This window comes from Acidovorax sp. LjRoot194 (genome assembly GCF_964253015.1).
In the GTDB taxonomy this organism is placed as follows: domain Bacteria; phylum Pseudomonadota; class Gammaproteobacteria; order Burkholderiales; family Burkholderiaceae_C; genus Acidovorax.
In genome coordinates, this window is record NZ_CAXUQB020000001.1 from 3,821,537 (window position 1) to 3,845,652 (window position 24,116).

At 66.8% G+C, this 24,116-nt stretch carries 20 protein-coding genes; 11 read left to right on the forward strand and 9 right to left on the reverse strand.

The features are described 5' to 3' along the window. Positions 1-103 precede the first annotated feature (103 nt). The 3 genes from gudD to kdgD form a co-directional block, all read right to left on the reverse strand. Positions 104-1,456 (reverse strand): glucarate dehydratase, encoded by a 1,353-nt coding sequence (gene gudD / locus ACSQ3N_RS17295; RefSeq protein WP_436146932.1) that lies wholly within the window; start codon positions 1,454-1,456, stop codon positions 104-106. A 168-nt stretch (positions 1,457-1,624) separates the two neighbouring features. Continuing rightward, entirely contained in the window at positions 1,625-2,608 is a 984-nt protein-coding gene (locus ACSQ3N_RS17300; protein WP_056164917.1) for a Bug family tripartite tricarboxylate transporter substrate binding protein, read from the reverse strand. A 90-nt stretch (positions 2,609-2,698) separates the two neighbouring features. Next, a complete protein-coding gene (gene kdgD, locus ACSQ3N_RS17305) occupies positions 2,699-3,610 on the reverse strand; it encodes a 5-dehydro-4-deoxyglucarate dehydratase (protein WP_436146933.1) in 912 nt (303 codons plus the stop codon). Between the two features lie 465 nt (positions 3,611-4,075). Here kdgD and ACSQ3N_RS17310 point away from each other — a divergent pair, with 465 nt between their 5' ends. Both ACSQ3N_RS17310 and ACSQ3N_RS17315 read left to right on the forward strand, forming a co-directional pair. Next, positions 4,076-5,113, forward strand: coding sequence for a LacI family DNA-binding transcriptional regulator (locus ACSQ3N_RS17310; protein ID WP_436146934.1), 1,038 nt, complete (start codon positions 4,076-4,078; stop codon positions 5,111-5,113). Positions 5,114-5,164: 51 nt separating this feature from the next. Then, positions 5,165-6,295: a GntR family transcriptional regulator gene (locus ACSQ3N_RS17315; protein ID WP_436146935.1), complete on the forward strand. Its 1,131-nt coding sequence runs from the start codon at positions 5,165-5,167 to the stop codon at positions 6,293-6,295. On the opposite strand, the gene ACSQ3N_RS17320 is transcribed toward ACSQ3N_RS17315, so the two are convergent. Then, positions 6,287-7,645 carry a class-II fumarase/aspartase family protein gene (locus ACSQ3N_RS17320; RefSeq protein ID WP_056169407.1) on the reverse strand — a complete coding sequence of 453 codons (1,359 nt, stop codon included), beginning with the start codon at positions 7,643-7,645 and terminating at the stop codon, positions 6,287-6,289. The two genes, ACSQ3N_RS17315 and ACSQ3N_RS17320, sit on opposite strands and share 9 nt — an antisense overlap. 201 nt (positions 7,646-7,846) lie before the next feature. Between ACSQ3N_RS17320 and ACSQ3N_RS17325 the strand changes: the two genes are divergently transcribed. Beyond that, positions 7,847-8,875 (forward strand): porin, encoded by a 1,029-nt coding sequence (locus tag ACSQ3N_RS17325; protein WP_056169409.1) that lies wholly within the window; start codon positions 7,847-7,849, stop codon positions 8,873-8,875. 14 nt (positions 8,876-8,889) lie between these two features. After that, on the forward strand, positions 8,890-9,870 hold the full coding sequence (locus ACSQ3N_RS17330) for a Bug family tripartite tricarboxylate transporter substrate binding protein (protein ID WP_056169413.1): 981 nt from the start codon (positions 8,890-8,892) through the stop codon (positions 9,868-9,870). A 303-nt stretch (positions 9,871-10,173) separates the two neighbouring features. On the opposite strand, the gene ispF is transcribed toward ACSQ3N_RS17330, so the two are convergent. Further along, entirely contained in the window at positions 10,174-10,653 is a 480-nt protein-coding gene (ispF, locus tag ACSQ3N_RS17335; RefSeq protein WP_056169416.1) for a 2-C-methyl-D-erythritol 2,4-cyclodiphosphate synthase, read from the reverse strand. Between the two features lie 182 nt (positions 10,654-10,835). Then, positions 10,836-11,744, reverse strand: a complete 909-nt coding sequence (locus tag ACSQ3N_RS17340) for an IspD/TarI family cytidylyltransferase (RefSeq protein ID WP_056169420.1) — start codon at positions 11,742-11,744, stop codon at positions 10,836-10,838. Between the two features lie 203 nt (positions 11,745-11,947). On the opposite strand from ACSQ3N_RS17340, the gene mfd reads away from it, so the two are divergent. The 3 genes from mfd (at position 11,948) to ACSQ3N_RS17355 (ending at position 17,441) form a co-directional block, all read left to right on the forward strand. Continuing rightward, positions 11,948-15,427, forward strand: a complete 3,480-nt coding sequence (gene mfd, locus ACSQ3N_RS17345) for a transcription-repair coupling factor (protein ID WP_436146936.1) — start codon at positions 11,948-11,950, stop codon at positions 15,425-15,427. Between the two features lie 42 nt (positions 15,428-15,469). Next, positions 15,470-16,174, forward strand: a complete 705-nt coding sequence (locus ACSQ3N_RS17350; protein WP_436146937.1) for a hypothetical protein — start codon at positions 15,470-15,472, stop codon at positions 16,172-16,174. Between the two features lie 286 nt (positions 16,175-16,460). Further along, positions 16,461-17,441, forward strand: a complete 981-nt coding sequence (locus tag ACSQ3N_RS17355; RefSeq protein ID WP_082516988.1) for a Bug family tripartite tricarboxylate transporter substrate binding protein — start codon at positions 16,461-16,463, stop codon at positions 17,439-17,441. 134 nt (positions 17,442-17,575) lie between these two features. On the opposite strand, the gene ACSQ3N_RS17360 is transcribed toward ACSQ3N_RS17355, so the two are convergent. Further along, entirely contained in the window at positions 17,576-18,445 is an 870-nt protein-coding gene (locus ACSQ3N_RS17360; RefSeq protein WP_436147968.1) for a LysR family transcriptional regulator, read from the reverse strand. Between the two features lie 159 nt (positions 18,446-18,604). On the opposite strand from ACSQ3N_RS17360, the gene ACSQ3N_RS17365 reads away from it, so the two are divergent. The 3 genes from ACSQ3N_RS17365 to ACSQ3N_RS17375 all read left to right on the forward strand — a co-directional run bounded on the left by ACSQ3N_RS17365 (position 18,605) and on the right by ACSQ3N_RS17375 (position 20,597). Beyond that, the gene (locus ACSQ3N_RS17365; RefSeq protein ID WP_056170596.1) at positions 18,605-19,600 is read left to right on the forward strand and encodes an NAD(P)H-quinone oxidoreductase; all 996 of its coding nucleotides are present in this window, start codon (positions 18,605-18,607) and stop codon (positions 19,598-19,600) included. A gap of 173 nt (positions 19,601-19,773) precedes the next feature. Then, positions 19,774-20,196, forward strand: coding sequence for a MerR family transcriptional regulator (locus ACSQ3N_RS17370; protein WP_056169427.1), 423 nt, complete (start codon positions 19,774-19,776; stop codon positions 20,194-20,196). Continuing rightward, positions 20,193-20,597, forward strand: coding sequence for a carboxymuconolactone decarboxylase family protein (locus ACSQ3N_RS17375; RefSeq protein ID WP_056169430.1), 405 nt, complete (start codon positions 20,193-20,195; stop codon positions 20,595-20,597). The genes ACSQ3N_RS17370 and ACSQ3N_RS17375 overlap by 4 nt, the downstream gene beginning before the upstream one ends. A 45-nt stretch (positions 20,598-20,642) precedes the next feature. Here the strand turns inward: ACSQ3N_RS17375 and ACSQ3N_RS17380 are convergent, their stop codons facing one another. Further along, positions 20,643-20,861 (reverse strand): hypothetical protein, encoded by a 219-nt coding sequence (locus ACSQ3N_RS17380; protein WP_056169433.1) that lies wholly within the window; start codon positions 20,859-20,861, stop codon positions 20,643-20,645. Between the two features lie 137 nt (positions 20,862-20,998). After that, positions 20,999-22,489 carry a carotenoid oxygenase family protein gene (locus ACSQ3N_RS17385; protein WP_056169436.1) on the reverse strand — a complete coding sequence of 497 codons (1,491 nt, stop codon included), beginning with the start codon at positions 22,487-22,489 and terminating at the stop codon, positions 20,999-21,001. A gap of 460 nt (positions 22,490-22,949) precedes the next feature. On the opposite strand from ACSQ3N_RS17385, the gene phnD reads away from it, so the two are divergent. Next, complete coding sequence (gene phnD, locus ACSQ3N_RS17390; protein ID WP_056169439.1) at positions 22,950-23,990, forward strand: phosphate/phosphite/phosphonate ABC transporter substrate-binding protein; 1,041 nt, start codon at positions 22,950-22,952, stop codon at positions 23,988-23,990. The last annotated feature ends 126 nt before the right edge of the window (positions 23,991-24,116 follow it).

The following is a 24,116-nucleotide window of genomic DNA, read 5'->3' on the forward strand; positions in this document are numbered from 1 at the left end:
ACTTCGGGGCTTTTTGCTGGGTGTCGTCTTCGCGCTGAACTGGCTCGTCACGCGTTATTTAGCACCCTGGCTGTGCCTTGGCGATATGGCACAGCCTCTTCGTTCAACGCACCATGCACGGCGACTTGTTGTTGAACTTCCAGCCCGGAATCAGGTACTGCATGGCGATCGCATCGTCGCGTGCGCCCAGGCCGTGCTCCAGATACAGGCGGTGGGCACGCTCTACTTCATCCATGTCCAGCTCCACGCCCAGGCCGGGCTTCTTGGGGAGCTGGATGAAGCCGTGCTTGATCTGGAAAGGCTCCTTCGTCAGGCGCTCACCGTCCTGCCAGATCCAGTGCGTGTCGATGGCCGTGACCCGGCCGGGGGCGGCGGCGCCGACGTGGGTGAACATGGCGAGCGAGACGTCGAAGTGGTTGTTCGAATGCGAGCCCCAGGTCAGGCCGAAAGCCTGGCACATCTGCGCCACGCGCACCGATCCGGCCATGGTCCAGAAGTGCGGGTCGGCCAGCGGGATGTCCACCGACTGCAAGGCCAAGCTGTGGGCCATCTCGCGCCAGTCGGTGGCCACCATGTTGGTAGCGGTGGGCAGGCCGGTGGCGCGGCGAAACTCGGCCATCACCTCGCGGCCCGAGAACACGCCTTCGGCGCCGCAGGGGTCTTCTGCATAGGCCATGACGCCATGCAGGTCGCGGGTGATGCGGATGGCGTCTTTCAACAGCCAGCCGCCGTTGGGGTCCAGCGTCACCCGCGCTTCCGGAAAGCGCTCGTGCAGCGCGCGGATGGCCTCGACCTCTTCCTCGCCGCGCAGCACGCCACCCTTGAGCTTGAAGTCGGCAAAGCCGTAGCGCTCGTACGCGGCCTCGGCCAGGCGCACGATGCCGTCGGCCGTCATGGCCTTCTCGTTGCGCAGGCGGAACCAATCGTTGTCAGCACCAGGCTCGGTGCGGTAGGCCAGGTCGGTCTTTGCGCGATCGCCCACGTAGAACAGATACCCCAGCATCTGCACCGCCTCGCGCTGCACGCCGTCGCCCAGCAGCGCGGCCACAGGCACGTTCAGGTGCTGGCCCAGCAGGTCAAGGAATGCCGACTCCACCGCCGTCACGGCGTGGATGGTGATGCGCAGGTCGAACGTCTGCAGTCCACGCCCGCCCGCATCGCGGTCGGCAAACTGGGCGCGCATGGCGTTGAGCACGGCGTTGTGGTGGCCGATGGGCCGGCCCACGATCAGCGGCCGTGCATCCTCGATGGTCTGGCGGATCTTCTCGCCACCGGGTACCTCGCCCACCCCGGTGTTGCCAGCGCTGTCGCGCAGGATGATCAGGTTGCGCGTGAAGAACGGGCCGTGCGCGCCGCTCAGGTTCATGAGCATGCTGTCGTGGCCCGCCACGGGCACCACGCGCAGCTCGGTGACGACGGGGGTGCTGGCGGCAGAAGGGTTGGAAGAGGTGGTCATGGTGTTCTGGAATATGGGGGGAGCGCCCCCCGGGTCTTTCGTGTCAAAGCGGCTCACAAACCTCGGCGAAGCGGTTCTGGCCAGGCGCTACGTCGCAGGCAGTGCGGGTAAGTGCGGGTAGCACGACAAGACGGAGCAACAACGCCAGAAGAGCTTTTTGAGTCGCTCTCAATCGGCAGTGATCTTGCGGGTCTCGATGACTGTCTTCCATCGCGCAAATTCGCGAGCCTGGTAGGCGGTGAAGGCTTCGGGCGTGCTGGCCACGATCTCCAGGCCCTGGTCGAGCATCCGCTTCTTCACGGCAGGGTCGTTCATGGCGGCGATGGCAGCGTCCGAGAGTTTCTTTTTGACGGCAGGGGGCAGACCCTTGGGCGCGGCCATGCCTTGCCACGAGTACACCTCGGCACCGGCCACGCCAGCTTCTGCCAGGGTGGGCACGTCGGGCAGCACCGGGCTGCGCTTGTCGCCTGTCACAGCGATTGCATGCAGCTTGCCCGCACGAATGTGCTGCAGCACGGCGTTCACGTTCTGGAACGAAAACTCCACCTGCCCGCCCAGCAGATCGTTGATGGCCGGTGCGCCGCCCTTGTAGGGAATGTGCAAGCCCTCGGTACCGCTCTGCTGCCAGAAGACCTCGGCAGACAGGTGGTCTGACGAACCGTTGCCCGAGCTGGCGAAGCTCACCTTGCCAGGGTTGGCCTTGAGCTGCGCGATCACCTCCTTCACGGTGCGTGCCTTTTGCGCCGGCGAGGCCACCAGCACATTGGGCGCCTGCACAGGCACGGTGATGTAGTCGAAGTCCTTGAGCGCGTCGTACGGCACGCTCTTGAGCAGGTGTGGCGCGACGACGAAGGCGCCCAGGGACGACACCAGCAGCGTGTAGCCATCGGGTGCGGCGCGTTTGACGGCTCCCGCGCCCAGCGTGCCCGTGGCACCGGGGCGGTTGTCCACCACGAAGTTCTGGCCCAGCTTGTCGCCCATGTGCTGCGCCATGGCGCGGGCCACCATGTCGGTGGAACCGCCGGCCGGGAACGGCACGACGATGGTCACCGGCTTTTCAGGCCAGGCGGCGGGTGCGGTTTGGGCGGACACGCCCAGGGCCAGGGTGCAGGCGCTGGCGATGAGCAGCAGTGTCTTCGTCTTGATGAACATGGTGATGTCTCCAAAGGTGGATGGTGTCGACAGCCCTCTGCGGGGCCTGGGGTGGGCTCTTGCCTGGGTAGGAGGGATCGCGCGGCGGGTTTACTGCGGCCCGAGCTTCTGGATCAGCGCCTTGAGCTCTTCCACCTCGGCGGGCTTCAGGTCCGTCAGCGGTGCGCGCACCGGGCCGCCGTCGTGGCCCACGATCTTGGCGCCCGCTTTGATGATGGAGACACCGTAGCCTTCCACCCGGTTGCGGATGGCCAGGTAGGGCATGAAGAACTCCTTGAGCAGATTGTGCTGCGTGGCGATGTCGTCTGCCGCCACGGCCTTGTAGAACTCCATCGCCGTCTTGGGGATGAAGTTGAACACCGCCGACGAATACACCGGCGTGCCCAGCGCCTTGTAGGCAGCCGCATACACCTCGGCCGTGGGCAGCCCGCCCAGGTAGGAGAAGCGGTCGCCCATCTTCATGAAGATCGAAGACATGGTCTCGATGTTGCCCACGCCGTCCTTGAAGCCGATCAGGTTGGGGCAGCGGTCGGCCAGGATGGCCAAAGAGTTGGCCGTGAGCTTGGTGCGGTCGCGGTTGTAGACGATGACGCCGAACTTCACGCTGGCGCACACCTGGGCCACATGCTCGATCAGGCCTTCCTGGCCGGCTTCGGTCAGGTAATGCGGCAGCAGCAGGATGCCGTGGGCGCCCAGGCGCTCGGCTTCTTGTGCATGGGCGATGGCGGTGCGGGTGGGGCCACCGGCACCGGCAATGATCGGCACCTTGCCGCGGCAGGTGTCCACCGCGGTCTTCACCACCTGGCCGTACTCGGGGCCCGACAGCGAGAAGTACTCACCCGTGCCGCCCGCGGCGAACAAAGCGCTGGCGCCGTAGGGGGCGAGCCACTCCAGGCGCTCGATGTAGGTCTTGGGGCGGAATTCACCCTGCTCGTCGAAGTCGGTGATGGGGAACGACAGCAGGCCGGAGCCCATGATGGATTTGAGTTCTTGCGGGTTCATGGTCATCCAGTCAGATCGGTGGGTGGGAGATTGCACAAAACAGGCACCAGCGCAGCGTCGTCGGCTACTGAAGAAGTCATACAACTCCTTTGAGGTGTCAGAGCGCTCCTGTGAGATGCACTGAATTTGCATTTTTCAAGCGAAATGTTAACGTTAACAAAATCACTCGACATTAAGGTTAACCCTTAGTCGTAGGATATCTATGGCTATGCTCCGAAAACCTCCTCAAAGATGTATTGCTATACCTTTAATAGCTTCCAGCGCTTTACTATCAAGCGGTAGCAGCCATTTTTATTCAAATCCGCAGGCAGTCAGGCCGTGGCAATAACGTCGAGGGATGCTTTTTGGACACTGAAACGTCATGGCTGGCAGCTACGCCGGCCACTGCGACACTGAGCCGCACCAGACTCACCGCCGACCCAGTCCACGAGGCAAGTCCACACTGCTTGTCGATAGACTCCGACCATGCAAGCCCCCTCCAGTCCCGCCACAGCAGCCCCCGCACCGCGCGACCGCCCTGCGGTCACGCTGCGGGAGGTGGCCGAGCGCGCAGGGGTGTCGATGATCACCGTCTCGCGCGCCATCAACACGCCGCACCAGGTATCGGAGCGCACGCGTTTGCGCGTGCAGGAGGCCGTCTCCAACATGGGCTACGTGCCCAACCTCGTCGCGGGCGGCTTACGCTCGGCGCGCAGCCACGTGGTCACCGCGCTGGTGCCCACCCTCACCGGGCCCCTGTTCGGCGAGATGGTGCAGGCGCTCACCGATGCGCTGGAAGTGCGCGGCTTTCAGGTGATGGTGGGCCAGGTCGGCTATGCGCACTCGCGCGAGGACGAACTGCTGCGCGCCATCGTCGGCCGGCGCCCCGACGGCATCGTGATCACAGGGGTCATGCATTCGCCCGAAGGGCGGCGCATGCTCATGGCATCGGGCATCCCCATCGTGGAGACCTGGGACTTCACCGACACCCCCATCGACATGCTGGTGGGCCTGCGCCACGAAGAACTGGGCGCGGCCGTGTGCGAGCACCTGTTTGCCAAGGGCCGGCGCCACCTGGCGCTGCTCAGCGGTGGTGACGAACGCGCCGCCCGCCGCGCCCGCGGCTTCCAGGCCGCGGCCCTGCGCCTGGGCCTGCGCGAGCCGGCGGTGCGGCTGGGCAAATCCCCCACCACGCACGCCGACGGCCGCGACGGGCTGGCCGCGCTGCTGGCCGACGCGCCGGACATCGACGCGGTGTTTTGCAGCTCCGACATGCTGGCGCTGGGTGTGCTGACCGAGGCGCGCGTGCGCGGCATCACCGTGCCGGGCCGGTTGGCCGTAGTGGGCTTTGGCGATATCGACTTTGCGCAGACGGTGAGCCCCAGCCTCACCACCGTGCGCATCGACGGCACGCGCATGGGGCAGATGGCGGCTCAGTGGATCGCCGACCGTGCCGACGGCAAGTCCGTGGCGGAGCCGGTGGTGGACATCGGCTTTTCTATCGTGGAGCGGGAAAGCGCATAGCCGCATCCGCCCAGGCGGCACATGCAATTTGTGGTGTATTGTATTGACATCATGCGCAGCACCGCCAGCTCTCCGCCGGACCTCGACCAGTTCCTCGACCACTTGGCCCACAAGGCCCAACCCGGTGAGCGACTGCCCACCATCCGCGAGCTGATGAAGCGCTTTGGCGCATCACAGATGCTGGTGCAGCGCGCTTTCCAGGGACTCAAGGACCGGGGCCTGATCGACTCGCAGGTGGGGCGTGGCACCTACTTCCGCGGCACCGGCGCACACCCTGCCGCAGCAGCGCCGTCCGACGGCGAGCGGCCCCGGGCGCCTGTGGCCGGCACCGCCCCCCCCGCGGTGAAATCGGTGCTGCTGCTGCGCCGCTCCATCAGCATTGCGCGCGGCCGGGTACTGGTGGAAGGGCTGCAGCGCCGCCTGGCGGCCGAAGGACACCGGGTGCTGGAGCTGTCGTACAACGACCCGGACCATGCACTCACCGTGCTCAAGGGCCTGCCGCGCTTCGATGCCTGCGTGGTGCAGTCCACCTTCAAGGCCATTCCCATTGCCCTGCTGGCCGCGCTGCGCGACAAGTGCGAAGTGCTGGCCGTCGACGGCGCAGCCCTGGTGGGTGCCGACGTCGAGGCCGTCGGCACTGAATGGGGCGAACCGCTGGCCGCCGCCATCGAACAGCTGGTGCAGCAAGGGCACCGGCGCATCGCCTATGCCACGACGGCCCACCCCTATCTGGCCACGCAACTCGGGCGGCGCCGCTTTGCGAGCCTGCAGCACTCCCTGCCCGGCGTGGAGTTGATCGAGATCACCCAGGACCAGCTCCCACACGAGGACTACGCCACACGGCTGGTGCAGCAGCTGCAGGCCAGCGCCGATGCCGCTGGCGCCCTGCCCTTCACCGCGCTGGTGGCCTGGGGCATCGAGGACGGCGCCCTGTTTCAGCGCCTGCTGGCCCATGCCGGCATCGCCGTGCCCGCGCAGCTGAGCGTGGTGCTGCTGGGGCGCACCGACCTGGCCAACGAGCATGCCGATTTCTTCGACGTGGTGGGCTGCAGCGTGGCCGATCAGGTGGAGGCCCTGCACGGCGCCATTACCGCGCGCTGGGCGGATGCCGGCAGGCCCTACGGCATCCACCTCACGCCCGTGGTGCGGCGCGCGGGCGCATCGGTGGCCGCGCTAGCCTGAGCAGCCGGGCGCCACACGCGCCACGGTCTGCACCGTGAGCGCAGCCGACTCGCCCACATAGGTCTTCGCATCCAGCGCCCGCAGCAGGTCGGCCGGCAGCGCACCGCCGTCAAACGGTGGCAGCGCACGGATCGCCTCCACAAAGGGCACGCCGTCGGACTGCGCGCGCTGCGCTGCCGCGTACAGCAGGCGGTGTGCCTCGTGCCGGCCCATGCGCTGGGTCAGTCGCATCATCACGGCCTCCGACGCGATCAGGCCCTGCGTCAGCCCCAGGTTGCGCGCCATCGCCTCTTCGTCCACGACCAGGCCGCGGGCCAGGCGTGCCAGCGTTTCCGTGACCGAGGCGGCGATGATGGCGATCTCGGGCAGCAGGGCGTCGGCCACGTTGGTAGCGGATGAATCGCCCTCGTCCATGCGCACCATCGTGTCCTGCGCGGCCTGCACGCGGGTGCGCAGCATGCGTGCCAGGCTCACCAGCAGCAGCGCGGTGGAGGGGTTGCGCTTTTGCGCCATGGTCGAGCTGCCCACCTTGCCCAGGTGGAAGGCCTCGGCCACCTCGCCGATCTCGGTGCGCTGCAAAAAGACGACGTCCTGCGCAATCTTCTGCGCCGTGCCGGCGAGCAAGCCCAGTGCAGCCAGGTAATCACCCGCCCGGTCGAAGGACGACCGCAGCGGCAGCGGCGCTGCCAGCAACCCCAGTTGCGCGGCCAGCCGTGCCTGGACCGCCGGCCCCAGCGGCCCGGTGGCGGCAAAGGTGCCGATGGCGCCGCCCATGCTGGCCGGGAAGGACGTGGCCAGCCGCTCAGCCAGGCGCTGGCGGCTGCGGTCGAGCTCGTCCACCCAGCCCGCGAGCTTGAAGCCCAGCGTCATGGGCAGCGCATGCTGACCATGTGTGCGCCCTGCCATGGGCGTGGCCTGGTGCGTCAGGGCCAGCGTGGCCAGCGCATCGATGGCGCCATCCAGGTGCCCCGCCAGCAGCGCGTGCGTGCGCTGCATCTGCAACGCGCTGGCGGTGTCGAAGATGTTCTGCGTGGTCGCACCCCAGTGGATGTAGCCGGCCGCCGGCTCGCCGCACAACTGCTCGAAGCGGTGCAGCACCGGGACCAGCGGGTGCTGGGCAAAAGCGATGGCCTGGGCCAGCTGCGGCAGGTCGAACATCTCGGCACGCGCGTTCGCGGCAATCACGGGCGCCGCCTCGGGCGGGATCACGCCCAGCTCGGCCTGCGCGCGGGCCAGCGCGGCCTCCACGTCCAGCCAGGCTTGCAGGGTGGCGCCATCGCTCCAAAAGGCCTTGGCCTCGGCACTGAACCAGTGGCCCGTGATGAAGGATTCGAACATTCCGACCGCCATGTGTGCTCCGTTCATACAACCTAGGGTATGTCCCTGTATTGCACTTGTATTGTATTGATTTGATTAGAAAAATCTGAATAAATTCAGCATCGAATGGCACCAGGTACGTCTTCGATTGAGCTGCATTGTATTGCATTGCAAAAAATCAATACATACAATTTGCCTGTCAGCTACAAACCCCATCCCATCGGAGACAAGTCCATGACAAGGTATTCCCCGGCAGGTGCTCCCGCCTGCTCCACCCCTCTCGCGCTGTTGCTGGCCTGCGCCGGCCTTGGTGCCTGCGGTGCAGCGCAGGCACAGTCTTCGCTCACCATCTACGGCATCGTCGACCAGGGTCTGGCCCGCGCCAACGGCGGCACCACGCCGGGCGCGCTGCTGCCCGGCCGCGGCGTGACGCCCCTGGTTTGGACGCTCAAGGCCGGCAACACCTCGCGCCTGGGCTTTGCGGCGCGCGAGGACCTGGGTGGCGGCCTGTACTCACGCTTTCAGCTGGAGCACCGCTTTGCCGCCGACACCGGCGCGCCCAGCAACCCCAATGTGTTCTGGCTGGGCCGCTCGGTGGTGGCCGTGGGCAGCAAGGATTGGGGCGAGGTGTATGCGGGCCGCGAATACTCGGCCGCTTACACCGTGGCGCTGAACGCCGACCCCACCTACTGGAGCTACGTAAGCCAGCTCGGCTCGGCCTACACCTATGCCAACTACACGCCGGTGGCCGCCACGGTGGAGGCCTCCAACATCCGCTGGGCCAACACGGTCGGCTACAAGTCGCCCACCATTGCGGGCGTCAGCGCAGAGGTTGCCGCAGCCCTGGGAGAGGGCACGCGCAGCAATGCCACCTCGGGCAACCTGCAGTACAAGAACGGCCCGGTGTGGCTGGGCGCCGCATTTGACCGGCTCGATGCCAGCACCCACTTGGCACTGGTGGCGGGCGGATACGATTTCGGCGTGGTGCAGGCCAAGGCCAGCGTCAGCCGCGCCAAGGGCGGTCTCAACGGCGATGCCACTGCCTACAGCGTCTCGGCCCTGGTGCCACTGAGCTTTGGCCGCACCTACGTGATGTACGGAAAGCTCAACCCAGCGACGAACCTCGATTCGCAGATGATCGGCGTGGGCCTGCAGTACGACCTGAGCAAGCGCACTTTGCTCTACACCAACCTGGGTACCGCCAAGCGCGACGGGCTCACACGCACCACGGCGATCGATTTCGGCGTGAAGCACACATTCTGAACAGGAGGCATGCCATGCAACGCAGAGAACTCCTGAATCAAGCTGCCGCCATCGCAGCAGGCGCACTGGCACCCAGCCTAGCGGCCCACGCCCAGAGCGACAGCAAACCCATCTCGCTCATCGTGGGTTACTCGGCCGGCGGCAGCGCCGACCTGGTGGCGCGCGTCGTGGGCACAGAGCTGGGCAAGCGCCTCTCACGCACCGTCATCGTCGAGAACGTGGCCGGCGCCAGCGGCATGCTGGCCGCTCAACGCGTGCTCAACGGGCCCACCGACGGCAGTCTGCTTTACATGGGCGGCACCGACACGGTCGTGGTGCCCATGGTCAACGCCAAGGTTAAGCTCGACTGGGAGAACGACCTGGTGCCCGTGGGCCGCATGAGCACGGTGCCCATGATCTTCGCGGTGCCCAAGGCGGCCCCCTACGCCAGCCTGGCCGACCTGGTGGCGGCACTGCGCAAGGGTGGCAAGGACAGCATCAACTTTGCCACGCCGGGCATCGGCACCATGCAGCACCTGTACGGCGCGCTCATCAACAAACAGGCCAAGGTCGCCATGCTGCACGTGCCCTACCGCGGCGGCACGCACATCACCAACGACCTGGTGGGCGGCCAGGTAGACAGCGCCATGCTGGTGCTCTCCACCGCGATGCCATTCCTCAAGGACGGCAAGATCAAGGCCCTGTCGGTCTCCGACACCGTGCGCGTACCCCAGCTTCCCGACGTCAAGCGCATCGGTGAGGAAGACGGCTTCGCCGGTATGGCTTTGCCGCTGTGGCAGGGCCTGTTCCTCAAGGCTGGCACACCCGCCACCACCGTGGCCGCGTACGACAAGGCCCTGAAGGAGACGCTGGCCCAGCCCGAGCTGCGCCAAAAACTGCTGGACGCAGGCATCACAGTGGCACCCATGGGCGGGCCCGAGTTCAAGGCCTTCATCAAGCCCCAGGCTGCGCTGTACCGCGACATCGTGACCAACTCCAAAATCACGATGGAGTGACGGCAGACAGCAAGGCCGCCGACTGTTTGCGCAAGGCACCGCACCCTCCTGGTGGCGCTGGCGGTGCCTCCTTCGCCATGGCGGGTGGGACGACGGGGCGGACTCAGTTGCGCACCGCGCCCGCCAGTTTTTTCACCACCGGCGCCATAGGCTCTTGTATATCGGTCACTGCGCTTGGCGCAGCCGAATGCGGTGACAAGGCCTGGTGCGTGCCGTCGAAGCGGCACGCTGATGCTAAAGGCACAACGCCCGGTCACATTACCCGTCCAACACCGAGCGGCCGTGGTTTTGGCGCGCAGCGCCTCAGGCTTTGTAGATCAGCGCTGCGGCCCGCGCCTCCATCGCCAGCCCCTGCCCCACGGGCCCCAGGCGTTCGGCGGTCTTGGCCTTCACATTCACCTGGCCCGGTTCGATGGCCAGCGCCTTGGCAATGCATTCGCGCATGCCGGGAATGTGCGCAGCCAGGCGCGGGGCCTGGGCCACCACGGTGCTGTCCACATTGCCGATGCTGTAGCCCGCGGCGCGCACGCGGCGCGCGGCTTCCGCCAGCAGCACGGCAGAGTCTGCCCCGCGAAACTGCGCGTCCGTGTCCGGGAAATGGGTGCCGATGTCGCCCAGGCCCGCCGCGCCCAGAATGGCGTCGGTAATCGCATGCAGCAACACGTCGGCATCCGAATGGCCCAGCAGACCCATGGTGTGCGGAATGGTCACCCCGCCGATCACCAGCGCGCGGCCTGGCACCAGCGCATGCACGTCCCAACCTTCTCCAATCCTGAAATTCATGTGTGCCTTTTGTTAGCGGCTTACCCAGCTCTTACGGCGTCGTTGCCCCGCCGTGCCGTACGTGCGTACTGCCTGCGGCCAAGCGCGTCGCAAGAACCGAAGGGCTGAGCTGGTGAGCCGCTCCTGTTCCGCTGCGTTGATAAATCCGTGTCTCGCACCAACGAATTCGCGGGCGATGTGCTTCAAAAAATAGTCTTGCGCCCCGTCTCGGTGGCGCCCTGCCCGCGCTCGCCGCCAAAGCGTGCCAGCGTGGTGCCGTGGCCGCGCTGGGCCAGCACGGCCTCTGCCAGTGCAAAGTCGTCAGGGTAGGTCACCTTGAAGTTCTGCGCGCCGCCGGGCACCAGGCGCGGGTGCAGGCCCATGGCCTCCATGGCGCTGGCTTCATCCGTCACGTTGGTGCCCACCTTGGCCAGGGCATCCTGCAGCGGGCCGATGCGAAACATCTGCGGCGTCTGCGCCAGCCACTTGTTGCTGCGGTCCACCGTGGAGGACACGCGCACGCCGCCCGGGCCGTCGGTCGATGTCTTGAGCGTGTCGGCCAATTGGTGCGCCAGCAGGCCGCCCACGCTGTCTTGCGCGCAGACGTCGATGAGCCGGTCGATCTGCTCGGCCGTGACCAGGCAGCGCGCTGCATCGTGCACCAGCACCCAGTCGTCGGGCTGGGCGCCCCGTGCCTGCAGCGCTGTCAGCCCGCCCTGCACCGTGGCGGCGCGCGTGGGGCCGCCACAGTCGACCACAAAGAACGATGGATGCCCATGGGCCTCCAGAAAATGATCCCCAGGCGCCACGGCCACCAAGGTGCCGGCCAACCGGCCCACACCCGCAAATGCCGCCAGTGTGTGCATCACCATGGGGTAGCCCGCCACCAAGTGGTATTGCTTGGGCAGGGGTGGTGGCGCTGCGGCATCGCCCGCCGCCGCAGCCAGCGCGCCGAAGGCCGACACGGTGGAGCCAGCCGGTGCGGCAGGCGGAGCCGCCACCGCGCGTGACCCGGTCCCCGCGCAAGGCACCAGCGCCCAGAAGCGCCCTGGCGCCACCTGAGGGGCGTGGGACGTGGCGAGCGAGGATTGCAGCAGCGGGTCGATGGTCATGAGGGGGCCATTTTAGGAGGGGCGGGATGGTGCCCCGTCCACTGCGCCCTCAGCGTTGTCGCGGGCGGCGGCAGGCGAGGGCGTGCGCGGGCCCGGCAGAGTTCATGCGCAGGTTCTAGAATGCTCCGTTGCCCCCGAAACAGCCCGTGCGCTTTCTGCGCCCAACGGGTGCGGCGGGCCCACCGACGACACGTACCGTCCGCATGGAACTGCCCAAACTCTCCCCCGGAAAACGCTTCACCCTGCCCCGCCCCGTGGGCAGCGCCGATTCGCTGCTGCTGGCCCGCCTGGCCGAACGTGACAAGGCCGCAGGGCGCACCACCGCCATCGTCACGGCCGACGCCACCGATGCGCAGCGCCTCATCGAGGAAATGGCCTTCTTCGCGCCCGGGCTGCGCTGCGCGCTGTTCCCGGACTGGGAGACGCTGCCGTACGACACGTTCTCGCCCCACCAGGATCTGATCAGCGAGCGGCTGGCCACGCTGTGGCGCATCAGCCAAAAAGACAAGGACACCGGTGCCGACGTGGTGCTGGTGCCGGCCACCACGGCGCTGTACCGGCTGGCGCCGCCGTCTTTCCTGGCGGGGTACACCTTCCACTTCAAGGTCAAGCAAAAGCTCGACGAGGCCAAGTTCAAGGCCCAGCTCACGCTGGCGGGCTATAGCCATGTGTCGCAGGTGGTCAGCCCTGGCGAATACGCGGTGCGCGGCGGGCTGATCGACCTGTTCCCCATGGGCTCGCTGGTACCGTACCGGGTGGACCTGTTCGACGACGAGATCGACAGCATCCGCACCTTCGACCCCGACAGCCAGCGCAGCCTGTACCCCGTGCCCGAGGTGCGCCTGCTGCCCGGCCGCGAGTTCCCCATGGACGACGACGCGCGCGCCAAGTTCCGAAGCCGCTGGCGCGAGATGCTGGAGGGCGACCCGACCAAGAGCCGCATCTACAAGGACATGGGCGCGGGCGTGGCCACAGCTGGCATCGAGTACTACCTGCCGCTGTTCTTCGATGACACAGCCACGGTGTTCGACTACCTCGGTTCAGAAGCCACCGTGGTGCTGCACGGCGACCTGGAGCCGGCCTTCCAGCGCTTTTGGCAGGACACGAAAGACCGCTTCCGCCTGGTACAGGGCGACCCCGAGCGCCCGGTGCTGCCGCCCGAGGAGCTGTTCCTCTCGGCCGACCAGTTCTACACGCGCGCCAAGGAGCATGCACAGCTGTCCATCCGCCCCGGCGTGGAGGACATTGCCGAGAACCCGCACTTTCAGAAGCTGGGCGACCTGTCGGTATTGCGTGGTGCCGAAGACCCGCTGGCCCGCCTGCACGCCCACATCCGCAACACCCAGCACCGCGTGCTGCTGCTGGCCGAAAGCGCGGGCCGGCGCGAGAGCCTGCTCGACTTTCTGCGCGCGAGCGGGGTGAACCCGCCGGCCTTCGACTCGCTGGCCGAGTTCCAGGGCACGGCCGACGAAAAGGTGGGCATCGCCACCGCCGGCCTCACGGTGGGCTTCAGTTGGATCGAGGACGGCATCGACTTCGTCACCGAGACCGAGCTCTTCGCCGCCGGCCCCACCACGCGCCGGCGCAAGAAGCAGGAGCAGGTGAGCGACGTCGAGGCCTTGATCAAGGACCTGGCCGAGCTGAACGTCGGCGACCCCGTGGTGCACAGCGCGCACGGCATCGGCCGCTACCGCGGCCTCGTCAACATGGACGTGGGCAACAAGAACCCCGACGGCACGCCCGCCATGCAGGAGTTCCTGCACCTCGAATACGCCGACAAGGCCGTGCTCTACGTGCCCGTGAGCCAGCTGCAGCTGATCAGCCGCTACACCGGCGTGAGTGCCGACGAAGCGCCGCTGCACAAGCTCGGTAGCGGCCAGTGGGAAAAGGCCAAGCGCAAGGCCGCCGAGCAGGTGCGCGACAGCGCGGCCGAGCTGCTCAACATCTATGCCCGCCGCGCGGCGCGCGAAGGCCACGCCTTCCGCTACAGCCCGCAGGACTACGAGACTTTTGCCAACGACTTCGGCTTCGAAGAAACCGCCGACCAGAACGCCGCCATCCACGCGGTGATCCAGGACATGATCAGCCCCCGCCCCATGGACCGCCTGGTCTGCGGCGACGTGGGCTTCGGCAAGACCGAGGTGGCCCTGCGCGCGGCCTTTGTGGCCGTCACCGGCGGCAAGCAGGTGGCCTTTCTGGCGCCCACCACGCTGCTGGCCGAGCAGCACTACCAGACGCTGGTGGACCGCTTCAGCAAGTGGCCGGTGAAGGTGGCCGAGGTGTCGCGCTTTCGTTCGGGCAAGGAGATCACCGCCGCCATCAAGGGCATCGGCGACGGCACGGTGGACATCGTGGTCGGCACGCACAAGCTGCTGTCTGAGTCCACTAAGTTCCACAACCTGGGCCTCTTGATCATCGACGAGGAGCACCGCTTCGGCGTGCGCCACAAGGAGCAGATGAAGGCCCTGCGCGCCGAGGTGGATGTGCTGACGCTGACGGCCACGCCCATCCCGCGCACGCTGGGCATGGCGCTCGAAGGCCTGCGCGACCTGTCGGTCATCGCCACCGCGCCGCAGCGGCGCCTGGCGATCAAGACCTTCGTGCGCAACGAGGGCACGGGTGTGATCCGCGAGGCGGTGCTGCGCGAATTGAAGCGGGGCGGGCAGGTGTACTTCCTGCACAACGAGGTGGAGACCATCGAGAACCGCCGCCAGAAGCTCGAAGAGATACTGCCCGAGGCCCGTATCGCCGTGGCCCATGGCCAGATGCCCGAGCGCGAACTGGAGCGCGTGATGCGCGACTTCGTGGCCCAGCGCTACAACATCCTGCTGTGCTCGACCATCATCGAGACCGGCATCGACGTGCCCACGGCCAACACCATCATCATGAGCCGCGCCGACAAGTTCGGCCTGGCGCAGCTGCACCAGCTGCGGGGCCGCGTGGGCCGCAGCCACCACCAAGCGTACGCCTACCTCATGGTGCCCGACACCGAGGGCCTGACCAAGCACGCCGCGCAGCGCCTGGACGCCATCCAGCAGATGGAGGAGCTGGGCAGCGGCTTCTACCTGGCCATGCACGACCTGGAGATCCGCGGCGCCGGCGAGGTGCTGGGCGAGAACCAGAGCGGCAACATGCTGGAAGTAGGCTTCCAGCTGTACAACGAGATGCTCACCGAAGCCGTCAAGGCGCTCAAGGCCGGCAAGGAGCCGGACCTGCTCTCGCCCCTGTCGGTCACCACCGACATCAACCTGCACGCCCCCGCCCTGCTGCCCGACGACTACTGCGGCGACGTGCACCTGCGCCTGTCGTTCTACAAGAAGCTGGCCACCGCCAAGACGCCCGACCAGATCGACAGCCTGCTCGAAGAGATCGTGGACCGCTTCGGCAAACTGCCGCCGCAGGCCCAGACCCTCATCGACGTGCACCGCCTGCGCGTGCTGAGCCAGCCCTACGGCGTGGTGAAGGTCGATGCCGCCCCGGGCGTGATCAACATCACCTTCAAACCCCAGCCGCCCATCGACCCGATGCGCATCATCGAGCTGATCCAGAAGAACAAGCACATCAAGCTGGCGGGCAACGAGAAGCTGCGCATCGAGCGTGAGTTGAAGGACCCGAAGGACCGCGCGCAGATGGTGCGGGATATCTTGCGCTCGCTGGGGCAGCCGGTGGCGGCACCGGTTTGACGGGTTGCAGGCTCCCAAAGCTCAGCGGGCAGTGGTGAATCCATGTTGACCGACACCCCGCGCAGGGCGTGGTCCGCCGCGTGGGCGCTGCTGCTCGCGCTGTGGGTGATCGCAGCCTGGAGTGCGCAGAGCGGGTTCTCGTCCAGCGGCCCGATGAACATGCATTGGTCGCCCAGGTTTTTGGTGGTCATCAGCATCCCGGTCAGCGTGCTGGCCCCCTGGGCTGCCTTCAAGCTCGGAGCCCGCTTGCATCGGGCGGCCGCATCGATGGTGGTGGTGATCACCGGCTGGTGGCAGTTCTGGCTGCCCGCCACGATGAGGGACGTCGGCTATTCACTCCGCTATGAGATCCCCGACCCTTACATCTGGCCAGGCCAGCCAGGCTCTGCCGCGCTGGCTTTGAGCGTGGCGCTGTGGCTTTTTGCTCCACTGGCGCAGTGGACCGGGCGGCGGTCTTTGGTGAGCGGCGCGGTGGGTGCGGCGTGCACCGCCGCGGCAGTGCTGGCACTGGACGGGTCGGATTGGAGTTACGTGCCATGGCCGGCAGCTCTGGGCGGCTTCGTGGGCATCATCGTGGTGGTTGCGGCACGGCATCGCGTATTACCTGCACACCCGATGCTCCGGTGGCTGAGCCTGTGGTGTACCGGAATGCTGGGGCTGATCGTATTCTGGTTTGTCACCGAGGCTGCGGCGGGGTGGGTCCCGCATTCAGTGAATGGGTGGTTTACAAGATGGCTGTACTCCTGAGACGAGGCCCGGTCTCTGCAGCAGTGCTCCGGTCAACCACGCCCTGTGGGTGCCCTTGGGCAGATATCGACCCAAAAAGGCCGCCACCGCTGATCCCACATCATATTATTGCTACCAATAACATAGCAACACACCGTCAACAGGCGGGGCTGCCCCGTGGGCCCTTGCCGGACCATCGGCGTGTGGTGCAGGAATTGCTAACCCCCAGGAACGCGCGGCGCGGCCGCATTGCAGCAGCGCCACCGCCGGTGGCCGCTGGCTTGTTCCACCCCTTGGGAGTTGTTCCATGAATTCTTGGCGTCTGGTTTCTACCCTCACCTCCACAGTACTGGCGCTGTGCAGCGCAACCGCCGCATTCGCACAGGCGCCCTACCCCGACCGCCCCGTCAAAGTCATCGTGGCCCTGCCCGCGGGCGGCAGCGCCGACATGATCGCGCGCGTGGTCACGCAGAAGATGGCGGCCGAGCTGGGCCAGCCATTCGTGGTGGACAACAAGGCCGGGGCATCCGGCCAGATCGGCACGCCGCTGGTCTCGCGCGCCGCGCCCGACGGCTACACGCTGATGGTCTCGCCCGCGTCCTTCCTCACCACCAACAAAAGCATCTTCAAGACCCTGCCCTACGACCCTGAGGCGGACTTCGTGCCCATCACCAAGTTCGTCAACCAGCCCATGGTGCTGGTGGTCAAGGACAAGCAGAAATTCCCCACCGTGGCCGCGGTGATCGCAGCCGCCAAAGCGGCGCCCGGCAAGCTCACCTACGCCTCGTCCGGCGACGGCAGCCCGCAGCACCTGGCAGGGCTGATGTTCACCACCCGCACCGGCACCGACCTGCTGCACGTGCCCTACAAGGGCGGCGCCCCGGCCATCAACGACGCCCTGGCGGGCACGGTGGACATGCTGTTTGCGGTGCTGCCCGAAGCGCTGCCGCACATCCAGTCCGGCAAGCTGCATGCCCTGGGCCTGATGGCCGCGCAGCGCACCGGCACGCTGCCGCAGACCCCGACCATGGCCGAGGCAGGCGCGCCCGAGATGAACCTGTCGGCCTGGGTCGGCCTGCTGGCCCCGGCCAAAACGCCCCAGGCCGTCATTGACCGGCTGCAGCGCGCCGCGCATGCGGCCCTGGCCGACCCCGACACCCGCGCCAAGCTGGCCTCCAGCGGCATGGAGGTGGCGCCGGGCAGCAGCCAGCAGCTCAAGGACTCGATCTCGCAAGAGATCAAGGTCCATGCAGAGCTGGTGAAGGCGGCAGGGCTGGTGCCGCAGTGAGCAATCTCGGTGGCTGTGCAATTCGCCACATGACCGAACGCACCGCTGCACGCCACGCACCCATAGACTGCCCCGTTCAGTGCAAGCGTACCGGCCTCTGACGCGGACCACTCAGCAGCCTTCAGCCCACCATTTCAACTGCCACCGAAGGCCTCCGACAAAAACTCTGCAGTCGCCCGCACCCGGGCCGTGCGTTGCAGGTCGGGGTGCATGACCTGCCAGACCTCGTGGTCGCTGGCGCGGCGGCGCTGCGGCCACACTCGCACCAGGCCTTCACGTTCGCCCAGGTGCACCGGCATCTCGCCCAGGCCGATGCCCGCTGCCACCGCCTTGCGCAGCAGCAGGCTGGAGTTGACGGCCATGGCGATCCGGGCCTGGCGGGCCGGCACCTCGACCACTGTGGGAAACGGGCTGTGGTCCAGGTACGGGCGGTAGGCCACCAGCTGGTGGCCGCGCAGTTCGTCATCGGGCACCGGCTCGCCGAATCGCGTCAGATAGGTGGCGCTGGCAAACAGGCCCACCGGCCAGGCGGCCACGCGGCACACTACCAAGTCCGGTGACTCGGGACGGACGTTGCGAAACGCGATGTCGGCCTGCCGCCGCGTCAGGCTGAGCACCTGGGTCGAAATCTCCAGGTCCACGCGGATGGTGGGCCAGCGCTGCTGCAGCCGCTCCACCGCCGGCAGCAGGAATTCGATGGCGATTGAATCGGAGCTGGTGACCCGCACCAGCCCGCCGGGGTTGTCGTCCTGGCCTTCGATCTTGGCGCGCAGGTCCAGCGCCGCGCTTTCCATGCGCCGCGCTGCAGCCAAAGCGGTCTCGCCCGCGGCCGTCAGCAGGTAGCCGTCTTTGGCACGCAAGAACAGCTTGGCGCCCAGCTCGGCCTCCAGCGCGTTCAGTCGCCGCCCCACAGTGGCCTGGTCGATGCCCAGGCTGCGGGCCGCGGCGCGCAACGAGGGCGTGCGGGTCAGCGCCAGAAAGATGCGGGTGTCGTCCCAGTTCATGGTGGTGTTGGTGATGCAAATTTGCATCACTGTAGAGCGAAATTGCTGCATTTCAAAGGCACCGTGGCGGCTTAACCTTGGGGCATTGACATCGATTCAACCCAAGGAACCCTGCCCATGTCCGCCCTCATCCAGCATTCGCCTGCAAGCCAGCCCACCATGCAGGCCATCGTGTTCGACGACTTCGGCGGGCCCGAAGTGCTGGTGGCCCGCCAGATCACAGCCCCCGAGGTGCGCCCCCACGACCTGCTGGTGCGCAACGCCGCCATCGGCGTCAACCGCGCCGACCTGTCGCACCGCAAGGGCGCCTATGGCCGCGCCTACTTCGGCGATGCGGACACCATGGGCCTGGAGGTCGCCGGCACGGTGGTCGAGGTCGGGCCGCAAGTGCGCGGCTTCAGCGTGGGCGACCGGGTGATGGGCATCGTGGGCGGCGGCGCCTACGCCGAGCTCTCGCGCATCGACCACCGCATGGCGATGCACGTGCCCGCGGGCCTAGATCTGATCGCTGCGGGCGCGGTGGCCGAGGTCTTTGTGACCGCGCACGAAGCACTGTTCCACCTGGCCCGCCTGCAGCCCGGCGAGTCGGTGCTGATCCACGCCGCTGGCGGTGGGGTGGGGTCGGCCGCGGTGCAACTGGCCCATGCAGCGGGTGCACAGGTGTTCGCGACGGCGGGCGGCGACAAGCACGACGCGGTGCGGGGCTTCGGGGCCGATGTGGTCGTCGACCACCGCAGCGAGGACTTCGCGGCCGTGGTTGCCGAGAAAACGGGCGGCCAAGGTGTCGATGTGGTGATCGACTTCATCGGCGCGCCCTACCTGGAACGCAACGTGCGCTCTCTGGCGGTGGGAGGGCGCATGGTGGCCGTGGGCCTGCTGGGCGGTGCACAGGGCGCCACGCTGCCGATGGACGCGGTGCTGTACCGCCACCTGCAGATCTTTGGCACCGTGATGAAGTCGCGCCCGCCCGAGGTCAAGCAGGCCATGGTGCAGCGCTTTGCCCAGCGGTGGCTGCCCGCTCTGGCGGACGGCACGATCCGGCCCGTGATCGACAGGACCTACCCGCTGGCCGAGGCTGCGAAGGCACACCAGCGCATGGAATCCGGGGCCAGCATTGGCAAGATCTTGCTGCTGCCCGGCCAAGCCGACCGCTGAGGTGGCGCGCCGCGCCCTGCACGCCCTGCGCTTGCAGTGATGCAGCGGACGCTGTGGATGCGGTGGATGCAATGAATGCAGTGCAGACGGTTCAGGCTGCAAAAAGGGAGTCGCATTTTTGCCCGATCTTTTCGCTTGACTTAGAGTGCGCTCTAACTTTCAGAATCGTTCCCATGGCATCCCTCCTCACCATTGCCGACGTCGCACAGCGCACGGGCCTGACCGCGCACACGCTGCGCTACTACGAGCGCGCCGGTCTGATCGCGCCCGTGGCGCGTGCACCCGGCGGCCAGCGCCGCTATGCGGCGTCGGACATGGAATGGATCGGATTCCTGCTGCGCCTGCGCGAGACCCAGATGCCCATCGGGCAGATGCAGGCCTTCGCGCGGCTGCGCAGCGAAGGGAACGCCACCGCCCCCGAGCGGCGCGAGTTGCTGCAGCAGCACCTGGCCCAGGTGCTCGCCACGATCAACGCCATGCAGCAGGCCGCGCAGGCACTGCAGGCCAAGATCGCGCACTACGAGGATCTGGAGGCTTCCCTTTGCCCTACGCCATCACCACCCACCCGCAAACCCCGCAAAGGAAGCACCCCATGACCTCAGAAACCAACGCCCGCTATCTGCAGGGCCTCGCCAAGCTGCGCGAGATCGACGGCCAGGCCGGTGAGCACGTCGTGGCCAGCCTGGCCGACATCGCACCCGACTTTGCCCGCTACCTGATCGAGTTTCCGTTCGGCGACATCTATTCGCGCCCGGGTCTCGACCTGCGCAGCCGCGAGATCGCGGTAGTGGCCGCGCTCACGGCGCTGGGCAACGCGGCGCCGCAGCTCAAGGTGCACCTGCAGGCCGCGCTGAACGTCGGCGTGACGCGCGAAGAGGTCGTGGAAGTCATCATGCAGATGGCCGTCTACGCGGGCTTTCCGGCTGCGCTCAATGGCCTGGCGGCTGCGCGTGAAGTGTTTGCAGCAACGAGTGATGCCGAACCGGCGCCGGCCTGAAGCGCCGGCCCCAGGCCTGGGCCCGCGCGCCCTCGCAAGAGCCGCCTAGCCCAGGGCCAGGCTGTCCGCATCGAAAGACGGGGGCCGCAACAGGTCCTCGTCGATCCCCATCACCTTGCTGGCGCGTTCCAGCGCCTGCCACAGGGGCGCGGGCATCTGCAGGATTTCTTCGGGAGAGGCAGAGCGCGCAATCCACGCGCTGATTTCTACGTGCTGCTCGGGGGTGAGCAGGTCCAGGTTCAGCATTTCGTCAATGGTCTTCATCTTGGGTCGATCGTGGATCGCCTGCGGGCGAAAGTCTGGCTGGCGCGTGTGGGCGGGTACCCAAGGCTACATGACAAACACGCACATGCTGCCGAAGCCGCGAATATCAACCGGGACCGCCGCGCCCGCCGCGGCATTCACCCCCGTTTCCACGCCGCATGAAAGCCGAACGGCACCACCTGCGGCAAATGCAGCGTGGCCAGGCACTGCATGCTGGCAGGGTCGACCACACCGATCACCGTGCCCTCGTCGCCCTCAGCGAGCGTCGGCACCAGCAGCACGCCATCGTCTTCGGCCGTGGAGCCCGGGCGGTCCACGAACAGGGGCTCCAGATGCACAGCCGCCTCTCGCTGCCAGGCGCCGGCAATGCGGCCGGCGTCCAGGTCCAGCTTGAGCGTTCGGTCGAACAGGGGCGCCTTGCCGTCCGGGTCGAACCCGGCGAACCAGGCATGGCGGGACCGCTGGCGGCCCCAATAGGCGCCATGCACCGAAGGCAGCTCGACACTCGCACCCCCTACCAGCAGCTGGGGCTGCGCGTCGCTACGGCCAGGCTCCAGCCGGTAGCGCTGCACTCGGTGCTGCACGCCCACCGGCTCGCCCGCACGCAGGCGCGCCAGGCGGAACGCGCTGAAGATTTCGGGCCCGTCGGTGGTGCACAGGTCCAGCACCAGCGTGGCGGGTGATCGGCCGTCCGCACTGGGCTCATCCCAGGCCTGCACCGCATGAAAGCTGGCCATTGCTGGCACCGCCCAGCTGCGCACGCCGCCGTCGGCGAGCGAGATCGCGTCGATGGACGAGCCCGCAGCGCTCTTCCACGCAAAGTTGTCGATGAAGCCCTGGCCCGACAGCGCCAGCTTGATGGCGTTGACCCGCATGGCCGGCTGCCACACCAGCACATGCGTGGGCGTCATGGCAAAGGCATGCAGGTAGCCCGCCTGGCGCACGGCCCAGCGCGCAATCACCTCGCGGGTGCGGCTGCCTGCCACGATCTTGAACAGCTTGTAGGTGCACTTGGGGCCCATCTCGACGCCCACGTTCCAGTAGGTGCCCTGAGCGTCCGTGATGCCGTGGGCCGACATGACGTGGATGACCTCGGCATCGTCATACACGATGCGGCCCGTGGTCTGCAGCGTATCGGGGTCGAAGCTGGTCAACAGCGGAGTTTCGGTCTGCGCCACCCACTGCGAGCCGATGCGCGCCATCACCACCGCCCCGTTGTCGGTGACCACCGGGTTGCGCAGATGGCGCAGGCGGTGAAACCACCCGGCCGGGCTGGGGCTGCCAAAGCCGCCGCGGGCCGGCTTGCGCGCCGCCAGGCTCTCGCGCAGGTCATCGGTCTGCAAGTAGCGGCTGCGGTAGCTTGCGCTGGCGCCCCCGGCGTTGCCCGGTGCAAACCGTATGCGGTGCAGCATGGCCAGGCCATCGAACCAGTGCGCATAACTGCCGTGCGGCAGGTCCCACAGCGCCGGGCCGTTGAGCAGCAAGCTGCCGCCCAGCATCCAGGGCGGCACATGCCCACGGATGTCCACGGCCGTGTCGTCGAGCTCACGGGCGTCGGACTGAAGGCCGCGCAAACGATTGGACATGTCTGCCGGTGCGGCACGCGAGGCGGTGGAAGCAAGGGTCATGGGGCATCTCATTCAACAAGGGCGAGCCCCCTCATCATGGCCCAAGCCATGCAGTTGCGGCAGCGCTGTTGGCCATGCGGCAGGCGCTGCTGGTCCTCATCTGTTGGAAGCGGGACAAGAACCACTGACCGTCTGGCCGCAGACAAAGCATTGAACCCTCGACCGGCAAATGCATTAATTATCGATTCCAATCATTGCACACGGTATTTACACCTGCGATTATTGAAAGAATTCTGAAAGGCATTTGAAAGATATTCGAAAGCAGCTTGAAAGCCAAGTCAAGAACTGCTCGAAATATATACAACCTCCTAGGGTTCTTCCGGGTTTGCGCATCCCACGCCACAGCACCTATATTCCATTGCAAGCGATCGGCCGGCATTTTCGAATCGAATACCGCTACCCACAAACCATCGCTTCATAATCAATTCCGATTCACGAGGCGATTTTCAGGAGATATGGCATGGTGAATGTTGATGCGCCGCACAGCCGGCGGCAATGGCTGCTGGCCAGTGGCCTGCTACTGGCACACACCTGCAGCCGCGCAGCGCCGCCCCCGGCGCAGGGCGATGTGCGCAAATCACCGCTGGTGTTCGCAGTCATCACCCCACGCGGAACCGATGCTGCGCTGGCAGCGTGGACTTCTTTCGTCCAACGCGTGGCGCAGGAGCTGGGCCAGCCCATCACCCTCAAGCCATGGGTCTCGCCCGACCCATCAGCCCTGGCCGGCGCATTTGCCAGCGGCGAGATCGACCTGGCCTGGGCGGGCAACTCAGCCGCACTGGCCGTGGTGGAGCGCGGCGTGGGCGAGGTTTTTGCCCAGATGGTGACGGACACCGGCAGCACCGGCTACCACTCCATCATCGTCACGCACAAGGACAGCGGTCTCAAAACCCTGGATGCCGCCCAGCAGCCCGGCAAGGGCCTGGTCTTTGCCGACGGCGAAACCAAGAGCTTTTCGGGCCACCTGGTGCCGCTGTACTACGCCTTCGTCAAACGCGGCATCAACGACCCGGCCGGCGTGTTCACGGAGGTGCGCCGCGGCAGCCATATTGAAAATCTCACTTTGGCGGCGCAACGCAAGGTGGATATTGCCACCGCCAATGACGAAGAACTCAAGATGTTCAAGGTCAAAAACCCGGAGCTGGCCAGCCAGCTCAATATCCTGTGGACATCGCCGGTGATTCCGCAATCTCCGCTGATATGGTCCACCGCCCTCCCCCTGGATACCCGCCGCAGGCTCCAGCAGATCATTACCGCGTTCGGCAAGAACAACGCGCTGGACGAAGAAGTGCTCAAGCAGGTCAACAACCTCTCGGCCTTCAGAAAATCACGAAACTCGCAGCTCATCACGGCGGCAGACATCGACATGTTCGTGGCCTGGCAGCAGGTCAATCGCAACAAAGAGCTGTCTGAAGCTGCCAAAGCCCAGCGCATCCAGGCCATCAGCGAGCGCGCGTCGCGCCTGGAGCTGCGGCTGAAGCTCCCGCCCAGCGTGGCGTAGGCACGGCTGGCACGGCGCGCATCAAGCCGGCCTGCCTGCCTGCCTGCCTGCCTGCCTGCCTGCCTGCCTGCCTGCCTGCCTGCCTGCCTGCCGGGCGTGGACGATACCATTGCGGGTTTGCGGCCA